The organism is Paenibacillus jepli (assembly GCF_047238105.1).
Lineage (GTDB): Bacteria > Bacillota > Bacilli > Paenibacillales > Paenibacillaceae > Paenibacillus_D.
Window position 1 is genome coordinate 1,641,434 of record NZ_JBDFMD010000001.1, and the last position, 14,676, is coordinate 1,656,109.

Annotated in this window: 20 protein-coding genes; 18 read left to right on the forward strand and 2 right to left on the reverse strand. The window is 49.8% G+C overall.

Annotated features, from left to right (window positions below; genetic code table 11):
- The first annotated feature begins 10 nt into the window (after positions 1-10).
- Together ABC336_RS07335 and ABC336_RS07340 are read left to right on the forward strand one after the other, a co-directional pair.
- Positions 11-862 (forward strand): hypothetical protein, encoded by an 852-nt coding sequence (locus ABC336_RS07335; protein WP_413238059.1) that lies wholly within the window; start codon positions 11-13, stop codon positions 860-862.
- A complete protein-coding gene (locus ABC336_RS07340; RefSeq protein WP_413238060.1) occupies positions 859-1,353 on the forward strand; it encodes a hypothetical protein in 495 nt (164 codons plus the stop codon). Before ABC336_RS07335 ends, ABC336_RS07340 begins: the two co-directional genes overlap by 4 nt.
- An 85-nt stretch (positions 1,354-1,438) precedes the next feature.
- On the opposite strand, the gene ABC336_RS07345 is transcribed toward ABC336_RS07340, so the two are convergent.
- Positions 1,439-2,632, reverse strand: a complete 1,194-nt coding sequence (locus tag ABC336_RS07345; protein WP_413238061.1) for an MFS transporter — start codon at positions 2,630-2,632, stop codon at positions 1,439-1,441.
- Between the two features lie 448 nt (positions 2,633-3,080).
- Here ABC336_RS07345 and ABC336_RS07350 point away from each other — a divergent pair, with 448 nt between their 5' ends.
- The 5 genes from ABC336_RS07350 to ABC336_RS07370 all read left to right on the forward strand — a co-directional run bounded on the left by ABC336_RS07350 (position 3,081) and on the right by ABC336_RS07370 (position 6,362).
- Positions 3,081-4,643: a VirD4-like conjugal transfer protein, CD1115 family gene (locus ABC336_RS07350; protein WP_413238062.1), complete on the forward strand. Its 1,563-nt coding sequence runs from the start codon at positions 3,081-3,083 to the stop codon at positions 4,641-4,643.
- 5 nt (positions 4,644-4,648) lie between these two features.
- Positions 4,649-4,969 (forward strand): Mbov_0395 family pilin-like conjugal transfer protein, encoded by a 321-nt coding sequence (locus ABC336_RS07355; RefSeq protein WP_413238063.1) that lies wholly within the window; start codon positions 4,649-4,651, stop codon positions 4,967-4,969.
- A gap of 66 nt (positions 4,970-5,035) precedes the next feature.
- Positions 5,036-5,257: a DUF6133 family protein gene (locus tag ABC336_RS07360; protein ID WP_213410944.1), complete on the forward strand. Its 222-nt coding sequence runs from the start codon at positions 5,036-5,038 to the stop codon at positions 5,255-5,257.
- 53 nt (positions 5,258-5,310) lie between these two features.
- Complete coding sequence (locus ABC336_RS07365; protein WP_213410943.1) at positions 5,311-6,147, forward strand: conjugal transfer protein TrbL family protein; 837 nt, start codon at positions 5,311-5,313, stop codon at positions 6,145-6,147.
- Between the two features lie 5 nt (positions 6,148-6,152).
- A complete protein-coding gene (locus tag ABC336_RS07370) occupies positions 6,153-6,362 on the forward strand; it encodes a mercury transporter (RefSeq protein WP_213410942.1) in 210 nt (69 codons plus the stop codon).
- Positions 6,363-6,478: 116 nt separating this feature from the next.
- Here the strand turns inward: ABC336_RS07370 and ABC336_RS07375 are convergent, their stop codons facing one another.
- Positions 6,479-6,949, reverse strand: a complete 471-nt coding sequence (locus ABC336_RS07375) for a GNAT family N-acetyltransferase (protein ID WP_413238064.1) — start codon at positions 6,947-6,949, stop codon at positions 6,479-6,481.
- A 143-nt stretch (positions 6,950-7,092) separates the two neighbouring features.
- Between ABC336_RS07375 and ABC336_RS07380 the strand changes: the two genes are divergently transcribed.
- From ABC336_RS07380 to ABC336_RS07430, 11 genes are read left to right on the forward strand one after another with little or no spacing between them, the layout of a single operon-like run.
- Entirely contained in the window at positions 7,093-7,431 is a 339-nt protein-coding gene (locus ABC336_RS07380; RefSeq protein WP_413238065.1) for a hypothetical protein, read from the forward strand.
- Positions 7,428-7,871 carry a prepilin peptidase gene (locus ABC336_RS07385; protein WP_413238066.1) on the forward strand — a complete coding sequence of 148 codons (444 nt, stop codon included), beginning with the start codon at positions 7,428-7,430 and terminating at the stop codon, positions 7,869-7,871. The genes ABC336_RS07380 and ABC336_RS07385 overlap by 4 nt, the downstream gene beginning before the upstream one ends.
- Positions 7,872-7,893: 22 nt before the next feature.
- The gene (cpaB, locus tag ABC336_RS07390) at positions 7,894-8,643 is read left to right on the forward strand and encodes a Flp pilus assembly protein CpaB (protein ID WP_413238067.1); all 750 of its coding nucleotides are present in this window, start codon (positions 7,894-7,896) and stop codon (positions 8,641-8,643) included.
- Complete coding sequence (locus ABC336_RS07395; protein WP_413238068.1) at positions 8,636-9,484, forward strand: hypothetical protein; 849 nt, start codon at positions 8,636-8,638, stop codon at positions 9,482-9,484. The genes cpaB and ABC336_RS07395 overlap by 8 nt, the downstream gene beginning before the upstream one ends.
- Positions 9,481-10,824, forward strand: a complete 1,344-nt coding sequence (locus ABC336_RS07400) for an ATPase, T2SS/T4P/T4SS family (protein ID WP_413238069.1) — start codon at positions 9,481-9,483, stop codon at positions 10,822-10,824. Before ABC336_RS07395 ends, ABC336_RS07400 begins: the two co-directional genes overlap by 4 nt.
- Positions 10,821-11,759, forward strand: a complete 939-nt coding sequence (locus tag ABC336_RS07405; protein ID WP_413238070.1) for a hypothetical protein — start codon at positions 10,821-10,823, stop codon at positions 11,757-11,759. Before ABC336_RS07400 ends, ABC336_RS07405 begins: the two co-directional genes overlap by 4 nt.
- Positions 11,760-11,771: 12 nt before the next feature.
- Positions 11,772-12,026 (forward strand): hypothetical protein, encoded by a 255-nt coding sequence (locus tag ABC336_RS07410; RefSeq protein WP_413238071.1) that lies wholly within the window; start codon positions 11,772-11,774, stop codon positions 12,024-12,026.
- Positions 12,004-12,738, forward strand: a complete 735-nt coding sequence (locus ABC336_RS07415; RefSeq protein ID WP_413238072.1) for a JAB domain-containing protein — start codon at positions 12,004-12,006, stop codon at positions 12,736-12,738. The genes ABC336_RS07410 and ABC336_RS07415 overlap by 23 nt, the downstream gene beginning before the upstream one ends.
- A 19-nt stretch (positions 12,739-12,757) precedes the next feature.
- Positions 12,758-13,630: a secretion protein F gene (locus tag ABC336_RS07420; protein ID WP_213410932.1), complete on the forward strand. Its 873-nt coding sequence runs from the start codon at positions 12,758-12,760 to the stop codon at positions 13,628-13,630.
- Between the two features lie 24 nt (positions 13,631-13,654).
- Positions 13,655-14,053 carry a DUF4320 family protein gene (locus ABC336_RS07425; RefSeq protein ID WP_459564704.1) on the forward strand — a complete coding sequence of 133 codons (399 nt, stop codon included), beginning with the start codon at positions 13,655-13,657 and terminating at the stop codon, positions 14,051-14,053.
- Positions 14,050-14,586 carry a hypothetical protein gene (locus tag ABC336_RS07430; RefSeq protein WP_413238073.1) on the forward strand — a complete coding sequence of 179 codons (537 nt, stop codon included), beginning with the start codon at positions 14,050-14,052 and terminating at the stop codon, positions 14,584-14,586. Before ABC336_RS07425 ends, ABC336_RS07430 begins: the two co-directional genes overlap by 4 nt.
- Positions 14,587-14,676: the final 90 nt, after the last annotated feature.

Sequence of the window (14,676 nt, forward strand, 5' to 3'; positions counted from 1 at the left end):
AGGTATCCCTATGCCAAGACCGGAAAGCTCCATTTGGGGCAACATTTTGACTTGCGTGGAGGTTGGCCTCCACATCTATGCCATGCAGGCCGAGCGAAACAGCGGCCTCGTGCTGGATGCTGATTACGCCCAAGACGTCTTGAGCGAGGAATCATTAAAATTGGGCAACAAGCAAGGCGATCATATCTATTTTGATGATGTGAAGAGTGTAGTACCTGCTTATGAACTGGCCAAACAAGGGGCGATCACCCACCCGGAATTGAGTGAAATCACGGAAAACCCGGAGAAATTGGCGGAGGACGGGAAGTATTTTGCCCCAGAATACTTCGGAGAATTTGCACCTCCTCAAAACACCTCATGGACTGAATTTACGAATCATCAGCCACTGGATAACGGGATTTATTTCGTAGAACGAGACGGACAACCCATGCTGGCGGTTCATCAAGTTATCGGAGAGCAAGTCCTGTCGGAGATGGCCATAAACCAAGCTGGCGGGCAAGGCGAGTATCTTCTGTATGCGATGGATGATTGCGCCATCCCGATCTACGAGCTTTCCGCCTCACATCCCGCTGTGGCCGAACGAATTGTAAGTGAAGACAGCTTAACGCATACGTTATGCGAAGATTTTCCGGTTTACGTGGCTATGCACAATTTGCATACGGAAGAATGGGGCCATATTCATGATTGCGCTGCGCCAAAATCGTTGTTTTTGCAAATCCAACTGGATCAAGCCGCCGCGGGCAACGACGAGCCGGATACTCAGCACCGATCGGTTTCCTATCAAACCGACAAGTCTGTCGCCATTCTTCAAGCCAGGGAATCGGACGACTTTTTTGAGCCAAGCGGAGAACTCGAACTGTGAAGACCAAGCAAAAGGCCTGGATTTCCTTCCTGATCGTCGGGGTAGGCTGTGCATTCAATCTCTTTGTCAGCACCGCGCTGCATCACTTGCTATCGGGAGAATCATCACGACTTGCCTTCCCTTCCCTCGCAACAAGTCTCGATAGTCTCTGTTCCAGCCGCCCCCATCTTCTCCTATTCGTATGTCTGCAAAGCATTGTCATGCTGCTGGCTGTTCTGTTCTTCCTCAAGAACAGCCAGCCTTATCAAAGCAAGTTGCAGCAAGTGGCTCCGGGCATTGAAACGCCAGTTCCAACCGGACAGCATCAGCACGGATCGGCCCGCTGGCTGCAGGAAGACGAATGGTCCCAAGCGTTTGACCATTGTACGCTTGAACTTCGTCATCCTTTTATCCGGCACTTACTTGATACCGGTTACGATGATTTACAATTTTTAAAATCATCCGAACAGGAGGAACGAACCGATGCCGTTTCATCCGAAGACGATTCCTAAGAATAGTTTAAGATAGTTGCCTGGGGCGGCAATACCTAATTTAAGCCGTACCTTTAACGTTCCCCTTAAATTCGGAACACACCGTTTATTCACGTTTTGACAAGCGATGAGCCAACCAAACCAGGAATGCCATGGCTGCCATTCCCCCACCGACAGCACATGCGCCGAACCATCCCCAATGGCTCCAAGCAGCCGCACCACAAGCCGAGCCTATGGAACCTCCCAGAAATGAACTGACCATATAAACGGTGTTCAGTCTGCTTCCTGCATCAGGCAACAGGCTGTAAATGCGAGCCTGATTGGAAACGTGAACGCCTTGATAACCCAAATCCAACAAAACGACACCGAGGATTAACCCCCAGAGCCAGGTTCCGAGCAGCCCGAAGGATAAGTAGGAGAGCAAGACGACTACACTCATCCATCCAATCATGCGTTTGGGACTGACATGATCCGCCAGTCGACCGATTATAGAGGCTGTAGCTGCTCCAACTACACCAATAAGGCCGAACAGTCCGATCAAGGTGCTTCCGTACTGGTAGCTTGGACCTTCCAAAAAAAAGGTCAGTGTCGTCCAGAATGCACTGAATGCGCCGAACATAAACGCGCCAATAAGCGCTGATTCCCGGAGTGTGCGCTCTTTGGAGATCAACTGACCAATGGAACGGATCAATTCGTTATACGTTAGTTTTGCCCTCGATTGGCTAGCGGGCAGTTGCCGAAACAAAATAAATGCCATACCAAACATCATCGCGGCGGCAAATCCAAACATGACCCGCCAGCCAAACAACTCGCCAATAAAACCGGCGACTGTTCGTGCGAGCAAAATACCAGTCAGGAGACCGCTCATCACACTCCCGATTGCTTTGCCTCGTTCATTGGGAGCAGCAATCTCAGCCGCCAGTGGTACCATGATTTGTGGCGTTACGGTAGTGATACCCACTGCAAGGCTTGCTGCATAAAGCCACATCAGTGTTTGCGCCGTTGCCAGGAAAATCAACGCCAACCCGACCGCGAGCAGAAGCACTGTGATCAACTTCCTTTTTTCATAGATATCCCCCAAGGGGATAAATAAAAACATGCCCACAGCAAAACCGATCTGGGTGAGCATGGAAATGATCCCTGAATGTTGATCATCCACCCCAAATGTTCGCCCCATATCAGCTAACAAGGGCTGATTGTAGTACAAATTTGCAATAGCAAGCCCGCATGACACCGACATTAAGAGGAGAAGCGCGGGAGTTAACGGTTTCGTCTGTCCTGAATACGGCATAAATTCCATCTCCTTCTGCTGGTAAAAAAGATATCAACAAAAAAACCTTCCGTCCAAGTCCACAGCATACTGCCATGACTTAGGGACGAAAGGGTTCATTTTCGCGGTACCACCCTGATTTGCCAGAAATCTCGCGATCTCGGCCTCACAAAGTAAATTCTTCTTACTTTCAGCACGATAACGGGTGCACCCGTTTGAGACTACTCGCCGAATTTAGCGCTTCATTCGGTTTCGCCTAACAGTTCTGAGACGACTATGTACAAGAGTTTAAGGCAAAGGTTGCAGCATTCCCTCTGCTCTCTGGACATAAGAGCTCTTCTACTTTCTTCTCTTCATTACTCTTCTCCATATATTAATGACATTTTAACACGAGTCTACAATTTGTCAATTATCACCATTTACTCTACCTTTACTCTACGACGTTTTTTGAAAATCACTCACACAGGAGGTCTAATCAATGCCTTTTCATCCGAAGACGATTCCCAAAAATTCGCTTAACTTGCGCAACGGCGGCATTGTGCTTGGTTTGCAGCAAGATCGCGGGAGAGAACGACTTTATTACGTGGGCGATGATGTCCATACGCTTTGCATTGGCGCTACACGCAGCGGCAAGTCTCGCTCTGTCGTCCTGCAATCCATTGGCCTATTGGCGCTGGCCGGTGAATCGCTGGTCATCTCCGATCCGAAGGCGGAGTTATTCCATTACAGCGCTCCCCTTCTGGAAAAGCTGGGCTATGAGGTACTCGCGCTGGATTTCCGCCACCCGGAAAAGAGCCATCATTATAACCTGCTCCAGCCGGTGATTGACGCCACGCTAAGAGGCAATCAGGAACAAGCCGAAATGCTGGCCTGGGATATGACGAATGTGCTGGTCGGCAAAGCGCAGGGGGAAAAAATTTGGACAAACGGCGAGATGTCCGTCATTGCAGCCTCTATCTTAAGCGTCATTTGGGACAACATCAAGCGACCGGAATATCAGAACATGACCAACGTGTACTGGTTTTTGGCCGAGATGAACAAGCAAACCGGAAACAAAACGCCGATGCAGGAGTATATCAAGCGCTTGCCGCAGCAGCATCCTGCCCGGGCGCTGCTCAGTATTTCCGACATTGCGCCTTCACGCACCAAAGGCAGCTTCTTCACCTCGGCACTCACGACGCTGAGATTGTTTACTTCCAAATCCATCTATGCGATTACCCATAAAAGCGACTTTTCTTTAGCCGATCTTGGCGAGAAGAAACAGGCGCTTTTTATTATTTTGCCGGACGAAAAGACGACGTTTTATCCGGTTGCGTCTCTGATGATTTCTCAGCTATATGAGTTGCTGACGACAGAGGCCGACTTGCGCGGCGGACGGCTTAAACGGCGCGTCAACTTTCTGCTTGATGAGTTCGGGAACTTTACGCCGATTGCCGATTTTACGAACAAATTGACGGTCGGCGGCGGACGCGGGATGCGTTTTAACCTGTTCGTGCAGAGTTTCGAACAGCTCAAGGAAAAGTACGACGATCATGTGGCAAACACGATCAAATCGAACTGCCAGACCTGGATTTATTTGCAGGCAGACGATTTAGAAACGCTGCGTGAAGTCAGCGAAAAGCTCGGCACCTACACCACCTCCAGCTACTCGTTATCTGCTTCGCACGGGAAATACTCGACGCCTAGCACGTCCCATAGTCTCAATTTGTTGGAGCGCAAGCTGCTGACCGTGGATGAGGTGCGCCGCATCTCCCGTCCCTATCAACTCGTGCTTTCCCGCAGTCATCCGGCCATGATGTTCGCTCCCGATTTAAGCACCTGGGCTTTCAATCGCATGATGGGCTTGGGTGACAAGGAACATAATCGCCAAGTTCGGGAAGAACGAGAAAAGCGGAGGCCCATTCGAACCGACACCCGAGAGGAGGTGAAGCTGTGGAACATTTGGGTGTACTACCAGAAGGACATTGCAAGGCAACTGGCCGAACAGCAACGTGCGGCAGCCGCGCAAAACCAATTTCCACCTTATTCTTCAGAAGAGTAAAAGCTTTGATTCGTTATTCTTTGTCAGCAGCCTGCTGTAGCTTAGGTTTTCTTTTCTCAGCGTCTTCCGTTTACGCAAATAGCATTCAAGATAGCAAGCTGGCGACAGGGACGGAAAAACTGATCGGTGACGTCACCACTTGGCTGATGATATTGGCCCCCGTTGTTACCGGTCTGCTCATTATTTATTTCTTTATTCGCCGTTCCGCCGCCGATGAAATGGACACCAAAAAGTGGAACAACCGCATTATCATAGCGGTTGTTTCTTGTATCGGGGCGGTGCTTGGTTCAGCCTTGCTCAACGTCATCATCGGTTACTACAAGTAAGACAAGCCTGCTGAGGCATCGGCAGGCTGTTTTTTCTATCCTAAAAAATCAGGAGGCTATCTTATCATGAAACAATGGCTGCAAAAAAAATACTTTCGTGCGGTAATGAACGTGAAGCAGGCGATTAGCAATCGCCGCGGGGAAGGCTTTGTGGATACGGCGGTCAAAATCCTTATGGCCGTTGTCATTGGAGCACTGGTACTGGCTGGCCTGTACCTGCTGTTTGGCGAAACCATTCTGCCGACACTGAGGCAGCGAATCCAAGAAATGTTCAACTACAGGGGGTAAACCTGCCTTGAGCGGAAGCGGTGTCCGCACCGCTTCCCGGAAAGGAGGAATCAGTGGACAAAATTTTATTGTTGCTCATTGTCGCCATTCTAAATGGCGCGCTCATCTACATGGATACGTTGTTGAAAGACATCATCCCCATCTCTCTTTATGCAGAGCGTTACATGACGCTTTCCACCGGCGTGGATCTTGCCGAAAGTTTGTATGACATCCTGTTCGGTTTTGGAGTCGCGCTCATGATCTTGAAGTTTTTGAAAAAGGGATTTGAAATTTATGTCCTCTGGACAGACGGCGATCCGGATGAGGAGCCGCTATTATTGCTTACCAACTTTTTTCGGGCCATGGCAGTTGCCATTTGCTTCCCGACCATCTACACCTGGCTCGGTCAGATCGTAGAGGACTTAACAGACCGATTGTTGGCTGTCATTGGCCAGTCCACCGACTATAACTGGCAGTTCTGGGTGGACAGTATCAGTTCCATGGGACTGGTGACCGCCATTTTCGGTCTCATCTTTGTTGTCTGTTTCTTTATTCTTTATTTCCAATTCCTCATGCGCGGACTGGAGATGTTTATTTTGCGGGTAGGTATCCCGTTAGCCTGCGCAGGATTGCTGGATAATGACCGGGGCATCTTTCGTGCTTATGCGCAGAAGTTTATGCAATCGATGCTGGCGGTTGTCATTCAAATTGCGCTTGCTAAACTGGGCGTTGGCCTGATGCTGCAAGACCACATCTTTTGGGGCATGGCCTGTATGGTGCTAGCGATTCGGACACCTCGCTTTTTATCTGACTTCTTGATTACGACTGGCGGAGGCGGCGGTGTCGTGAACAACGTCTACCATAGCGTGAAGCTGGTTGGTATGGCCCGAAAGCTCATAAAGGCCGGGTGAGGAAAATGGTAACGCTAGAGGAACTAGCTCAGGCGGTCATCGTGCTTATTCGCCTGGGCTGCATCTTTCGCTTCATCTATTGTATGGTACGCCTGTCAGGAGCCGACGAAGAAGCGACCAAGTACAAAAAGCGTGCCCGCAATGTCGTGTTGTTTTATATACTCGCAGAAAGCATCTGGCAAGTAAAAGACATTATCCAGTATTACTATCAGTAACTGAAGAGTTTTCTCTCCCCCTGTGCAAGAGAAAGCGAGACCTGTATCCATGATCTCGCCTGCGGCATTAAATGGCCCAATGTGCTTGCCGACACCTATAGTTCAGATTCTCAGGCCTAACACCGTGAAATTAGCAGATGGAAATCGGATGACTCCTCTTTACTGAACATCTCTCGAAGATGAACATCAACGGGAACGTTTATAAAACCTAGTTTATGCGCCAGTCCAACGCTAGCATCCGTATGAGCATTTCTGATACAAATTCGATCAAAACCTTTACGCTGTGCATAGTCTTTTAACCATTCGACCACTCTTGTTCCAATCCCCATTCGCTCTGGTGCCAAAGCAATTCTGTCAATGATCAGACTTTGATAAATCGAAGCTTCATGGCAATAAAGCTCCGAGCGTAAAACCATACTGACTTTCCCTTCAGCCGAGTCGACTTCGACTTTCCCTAATGCTCGTCCTCCATAAGGATTTTGAACCTCCACCTTATCTAAAGTTAGCTCTTCCAATAAATAACGCAAATCTTCAAAATCAACAGCGGGTAATTGAAAAGCTCTTGTCTCCGATTCTCTGCCTTTCATTTTCATCCCTCCTGAAAATGTCCTGTCATTCATCCAACGTAATAAATGGTTCGCTTAAAGGTTCAACTTCTCTGCTCGTTTCATTTCTCCTGCTTGCGAACCCATATTAAAAAACAACACAACTTGTAAAGGAGGAGAAGACAATGTTGTTGGAAGAACAGTCCTTGTACATTCCCCTTGGTGTCAAGCCTGAAGCGGAGTGGTTCCCCGGCTTTGGTCAGCGTCAGCTTGGTCAATCTGCTGTAGGCTCACTTGCCGCTGTAGGTATCGCTCTATTCCTTTGGCTGATGGGTGGCAGCGTCCCGCTGGCGATGGTTGTCTTTCTGATCGGCGTATCCGCCTCCGTAATGATGACGACCAAGGACCGGCACAATTTGTCCGTGCTGGACCAGATCACGTTTATGATTCGTTTTGCAAAATCGCAGAAGTTCTACCCTTATCGTAGTTTGAGCAGTTGGACGATGACGGAGCGCAAGCCATGATGGACGCGGAGCCCACCTTTTTGGTAAAAGGCTTTCTGTTTGCCTTGTTTCTCATGATCGCGAGTTCTCACGACATTCGCACACGTGAGATTCCCAATTGGTTGCCGCTTGCGTTAGTTGGTTCAGGCTTGCTCCAGCTTCAACTGGTGTCGGCTCTCCTTGGCCTGCTTGCCACCAGCTTGCCTTATCTGCTGGCCGCCGTTATCACAGGCGGAAAGATCGGCGGCGGCGACATCAAGCTGATGGCTGCCTGCGGCTTTGTCTTGGGACCTGTCGGCGGCATCCTGCAAAGTATTGTTGGGTTAACGCTCGTTTTGCTGTTCGCCATTGGGATTGCTTTTCGTAGTGGACTTAAAAGCGCCAAACAGACCGCCTTACCGCTAGTTCCTTTTCTCGCGGCAGGCGGTTTGCTCTCGTTTACATTACTTCATTTGTTATGAAAGAAGGAGGTTACTCACATTCATGAGTTGGATAAAAAACCGTACCGTGTTGGGGACAAGCTGCATTATTCTCTCCCTCATCCTTTGCCTCGGCATTGCACCGTTGCTGAACCGGAGCGCCAGCGAACAAGTCGCCATTGTACGCATTGTCCAAGATGTGGCTAGGGGAGAGGCCATTGCCGCAACCCACGTAGAAAATGCCAATGTCGGAGCCTACAACTTGCCCGCTGACGTACTGAAATCAAGTGATGATGTAGTGGGGCAGTATGCCACTGTCGACCTGAAAGCTGGCGACTATGTACTCCCCTCCAAGCTGTCGGCAGTTCCCCTCGACGCTTATCTGACCCGTCTTGACGGACAAAAACAAGCCCTATCCGTTACGATCAAAAGCCTCGCGGCAGGACTGTCAGGTAAGCTGCAGCCTGGTGATATTGTCAGCTTGATCGCAGCCGACTACGGCGATCTTCGTACGACCGCGCTGCCCCCGGAGTTACAGTATGTTGAAGTATTGTCGGTAACGACTAGCAGAGGTCTGGATGCCCAATCCGCAACAAACGACCAAAAAGACGAGAACGAAAAGGAACTGCCTTCCACGCTTACACTGCTCGTTCAGCCACAGCAAGCCGTTTTATTGACCGATATCGAAAACAAAGGAAAGCTCCATGCTGCACTCGTATATCGGGGAGATGCGGCAACTGCGCAACGATTCCTTGATCAACAAGATGCCTATTTTACTTCCAAGGAGAAACCGGAGGAAGCTGCGCATGAATAACAAACCGCTGATTGTCATGTGGGGCAGTCCGTTTAGCGGCAAAACGATTGCCACCGTCAAGCTGGCTCAAGCCCTTGCCGCTCGCCGTAAAAATGTACTCGTCATTTTTAGCGATGCCCTCTGCCCTTCCGTTGCCTCGATCGTACCTCAGCAGGTAAGTGAGCAACAATCACTTGGCGAACTGCTCAGTCTGCCCACACTTGCCCAAGAAGACCTACTTCGCTATTCTCTCGCATTAAAAGGATCACCCCATCTCGCATTTCTGGGCTACAAAAAAGGCGATCATTTATTTTCCTATGCCGACTACAGCCGTGAACGAGCCGTTGACTTATTGACACTGGCCAGACATACCGCCGATGTCGTGCTGGTGGATTGCGCCAGCTATGTGTCCGCCTACTTGCTCTCTACCGTGGCGCTGGAATTGGCCGATACGGTGTTCCGGTTTCATACCTGCGACCTGAAAAGCATGATGTTTTACGCTTCCTATTTGCCGCTGTTGTCCGATGCCCGGTTTAAACACGCGGAAACGATTCCGATTCTGTCCAATGTCAAACCCGGACAAGACAGTCGGACGTACAGCCAAGTTGTCGGAGGTATCCGCTTCCTCCTGCCACACATCGCTGCGCTGGAACAGCAAGCCCTCGAAGCAAGATTAATGGACTCGCTTCCGCCCGGCAAGGATGCCACTGCCTATCAGGAAGGCATCTCCCACATGATGGGGTTGATCGTCTCCGAGGACACGCAGAAGCCACATCAGCGATCCGTATCGGCTGCGAACAAGGCATCTATCGTACGTTGGTTCAAAGGGCAGCTTTGGAGCTGGCGAGGTGGTCGAAAATGAACCAAACCGCACTTTATTTCTCCAGCCAATCCAAGCCCTTTAACGAAGTACTGAAGGAGGTACAAGCCTACCTTTCTAGCAAATACGCGACGTTGCTTAGCAGGCATCCGGCAGAGCAAAAACAGCAGATAATCGCGTACATTAGTCAATACTTGACCGATCATCGTCTGCATGTCTCTAGTCTTTCCTTGGATGAACTGATCGACCGGCTGTACGCGGAAATGGTGGAGTATTCGTTTTTGACCCGCTACTTGTTTGCAAGTGACGTGGAAGAGATCAACATTAACGGCTATAACGACGTGAAAATCAGCTACACGAACGGCTCTATCCTGCCTGCCGATGAACAGTTCTCTTCCCCCGAACATGCGGTCAATGTGATTCGGCGTTTACTCCACCAGTCCGGCATGATTCTCGACTACTCGCAGCCCATCGTTCGTGGACACCTTGCCAACAACATTCGCATTACCGTTTTTGGTCTACCGATCACGGATAAGGACAAAGGCATCGCCGCTTCCATTCGGATTGTCAACCCGCAAAAGCTGGCGCGGGAAGATTTTATTCGAGGCGGTACGGCCACCGACGACATGCTGGACTTTCTTAGCTTGTGTCTCCGCTATGGTCTATCAATTTGTGTCACCGGAGCAACTGGCAGCGGCAAAACCACACTGATGAGCTGGCTGTTATCCACCATCCCTTTTGACAAGCGTATTTTTACGATTGAAAACGGCACCCGCGAGTTTGATCTTGTCATCACCGATGAAGATGGTCATGTGTTGAATAATGTCGTGCATACGGTAACCCGTTCCAGCGATGACCCGCGTCAAAACATCGATCAGGAGAAATTACTTGAGTTTGCACTCACAGCCAACCCTGATGTGATCTGTGTTGGAGAAATGAAATCCGCCGAGGCGTTTGCCGCTCAGGAAGCGGCTCGTACCGGTCATACGGTGATCACTACGACCCACGCCAATTCATGCCTTGCTACCTATTATCGGATGGTCACGCTTTGTACGCAAAAGTATGAAATGAATGACAGAACGCTTTTCAATTTGGTCACCGAAGCGTTCCCGATTGTCCTTTTTGTCAAAAAGCTGGAGGATAATGTTCGACGCATCATGGAGATCACGGAATGCCGCATTCAACTGGATGGAACGCGTGAAGTGGTTCCTTTGTATCGATTCGCAGTCCGATCCACTCGGGAAGTCGGCGGACAGATTCGCATTGAAGGCGACTATGAAAAAGTGAACGACATCTCTCCCGGTTTACAGAAGCGTCTATTGGAAAACGGTCTCCCCTTGTCCATGTTGCAACGATTACAAAAAGGGGGCGATAGCACATGATAGTTTTGCTCCTGCTTGCCTTTGTCGGCTTATCCGCAGGAAGCCTGCTGCTGCTCCGATTGTCCCCTCGGCTGCTGATCGAAGCGTTGGTAGAACGCTTGCAGCGAGGGCAAACGCGCAATCCGTCGATAGCTGAGCAAATGCGCCGCATCCAGCGCCCAAAGAAGCTGAAAGGATGGCGGGCTACGATTGCCGAGGTGACCGCTATTTTACAGCAAACGGGTCATGAGCAGCGCATAGGCTTTCTTTTTACTCTTTCCCTGCTACTGGCAATAGGTGGTTCGCTGCTTGCTTTAATGCTGAATAATGTTTGGCTTCTGCCGGTCTTTGCAAGCGGGCTGGCGATGTCGCCTTTTTGGCTCGTGCTGTTTAGTACAACGTTTTATAAAAAACGGTTGCATGCCGAATTGGAAACCGCATTGTCCGTTATTACAACATCGTATCTGCGCAGCGAAAATATCCTGTCGGCAGTGGAGGAGAATTTGCCCTATTTGAATCCGCCCGTATCCGATGTGTTTCAGGCGTTTTTGGCTGAATCCAAACTGATTCATACGAATTTGCATCTGGCGCTCACAGAGCTGCGAGGCCGCATCCATAACAGCGTATTTCAGGAATGGTGCGACGCATTGATGGCTTGTCAGGAGGATCGCACATTGAAAACGACACTGATGCCCATTGTCGCCAAGCTATCGGATATGCGCGTCGTTTCGGCTGAACTGGATTCGGCGTTATATGAGCCGCTAAAAGAGTTTTTGACGATGGCGCTCCTGCTGATTGGCAATATCCCGTTGCTATACTTTTTGAATCGGGACTGGTATCGCGCCTTGACGCAAACGACGCCGGGCCACATGGTGCTAGCGTTATGTGGGCTAGCTATACTGATTTCTTTGGGTGCGGTCATTCGATTGACACGCCCGCTTGATTATCGAAGATAGGAGGATACCTTTATGAACAACAAAGACGTCGCTGCCTTGCTGGGAGAGTTGATTGAAGCGGATGAGAATGAAAGTGCCCGTTTGGAAAAACTGCTTGCTCGGTACGGCGTGGTCAGCCTTTTCCAACGGTTAGATGAGGGAATGCCCTTATCAACGGAAAGCTTGGAGAAGCTTCGAGCGCTTCAATTGTTGATTGATCGCATGTCACAAAGGGATGATACCGAACTCGGGGAGGAAAACGATTATGGGTTACCTCCACACGAATGAGAAGTATTTTTCTGATTTTGTCCAATCTATTCACAAATTGACTCGCATCCCGCTAGACAAGCTGGAGGAATACGGCAAGGTAAACAACCTGATAAACGTGCTGGAACATCCTCGTGTTTTGGAACCGACTGTTGCGCAATTTCAAAAGATCGAACAGCTCAATGCATTCCTTCGGGCCTATCGCGTAGTCAAGTGGGAGGAAGAAAACGCCAGACAGTGTATTCGCTCGCCACAACAAGCAGGCGACTATTTTTCTACGCTGCTCGAAGGCGTTCGGGACCGGGAACGGTTCATGGTTGCCTTCTTGAATAACAGCAATCGCATCATCGAGACCCGAACGATTTCGGAAGGAAGCATCGACCAAGCGCCTGTTTACCCCCGTGATATCTTGAAGGCCGCATTGAATTGCGACTGCTCCTCTTTAATATTTGCCCATAATCATCCAGGCGGCACGCTCTCCCCTTCTCCTGAAGACGTACAGTTAACACGACGGATGGTTGATATTTTCAACCCATTAAACATCCAAGTACTTGATCACATCATCATTGCAGGCAACGGCTACCTGTCCATGGCTGAAATGGGCAAATTGCCGAGCGTTGCAGAAAGGACTGCCAACTACGAGTCCATCTCCCTTCCAGTGATGGAACAAAGCGACTATCCATACGAAACACTGCATTCGTCAGACGAAATCGATGACGAATGGGAACGGTAAAGGAGGTGTCACCTGATTTATGACGGGACTTCTTTTTGGTTTCGGTTTGTCTTTTGCAGCCGGTGCCTATTTTTTGTTGGCTGATCTAATGCATGTCTCCACCCGTGCCAGCACAAGAGCGATTCTGGAGGTAGCCAAAACTGGTAACGGAAAACCATCCTCCCTGCACGTGCTGCTCTTTCGTCTCTCCGCCTTGCTGGCAGAACGCTTGCCACTCAGCGACTATTACAAACGTAAGACGGCGGCTACGCTCCGTTCCGCGGGCATCTCCCTCACACCCGAAGTGTTTCTCTCGCAAGCGATTGTAAAAGCAGGTCTAATCTTGGGTGCAGGAATGGCGCTGCTTCCCTTGCTGCCTCTGCTTTCTCCCCTATTGATTTTTTTGGCAATCGCTCTCTTTTTTAAGGACTATCGCTCTGCCGACGAAGTGGTGCGAAAAAAGCGAGAACAAATTGAAACGGAGCTCCCCCGTTTTGTCGCAACCGTAGCCCAAGAATTGAAGGCATCCCGCGATGTCCTGCGGATACTGGAGACGTATGCCAGCCATGCCGGAGAGAGTTTGCAGCATGAACTTCAAATGACGATTGCTGATATGAAAAGCGGCAATTTGGAAACCGCGCTGCTCCGACTAGAAACCCGAATCGGCAGCCCCATGCTCTCTGACATGGTGCGCGGCTTGCTGGCCGTCTTGCGCGGCGACCAAGGCGTTGTCTATTTTGAGATGTTGGCTCACGATTTCAAACTGGCCGAGATCCAGAAGCTCAAGCGGATTGCAATGAAACGCCCCGGCAAAATCCGCAAATATTCCTTCCTCATGCTTGCCTGTTACATCCTTACCTACATGGTCATTATCGGCATGGAGATCATGAAGGCGATCGGCAAGTTGTTCTAGTCCATTTAAGAAAGGAGGCTTTCTATGCTGAATCGAGCGATCTGCTCCCGGCGAGGCGAAGGCTATGTCGATGTCGCCGTCATTGTGCTGGCGGCCATGCTCTGCGTCGGACTTGCCATTCAAGTCTTTCCGGTGTTTATGGCCCAGCAAAAGCTGAATACGTTCGCGAATGAACTGGTGAGGGAAGCAGAGATTTCCGGCAGAGTCGGCTCGGAAACTACACAGCGGGTCAATGAATTGCAGGAACAAACCGGGCTGCACCCCACCATTTCGTGGAGCAAAACAGGCCAAATTCAAATTAATGAGGAAGTGTCGGTCTCGCTGCACATGACGGTAGATATCGGTTTATTCGGAGGCTTTGGCTCGTTTCCCATCGAGCTTTCTGCTTCTGCTAAAGGAAAGTCCGAGGTGTATTGGAAATGATGCGACTTTGGAAAAACCGTTCTGGCAGCGGGTATCCACTTGCGATAACGATCGTACTGGCTATTCTGCTGCTGTCCTGCTGCATCTTTGAATACTTTCGGCTGTCTATTATTGCAGCCGAAGTACGGGACGCCACACAAAGCGCCATCATAGCCGTGGCGACAGAGAACTATAGCTTGGTCTACAATGGCTTACGCCAAAGTTATTCGGGAGGGTATACCCGCTCCAGCAATCAGTGGCAAGAATCATGGACGACAGGTGACATCTACAACCGCATCAGCCGGGATTTAGGACTCGTTCAGGAAGAGAGCAGCTATGTAAGGAAGTCCTCAGAGCACATCGAATATAGCATTTCCCAACTAAAAGTAAATGTCATCAATACACCGTTTGCTCCCACGTCCCCCCATTCCATGCAACAGTTTACCGCTGAAGCTCAGATCCACCTCACCGTGCCACTATCATTTGGCTGGGGGCATCTGCCTCCCATGCAAGCAAACCTGACGGTTCAGGCCGTGTATCGACCACGTTTCTGAAAGTCCAAAAATCATACGTAACGAACAAGATCACCGTTTTAATTGGAATTTACAGATTTATACAGTATAATAGGGATAACCATTCCTTTT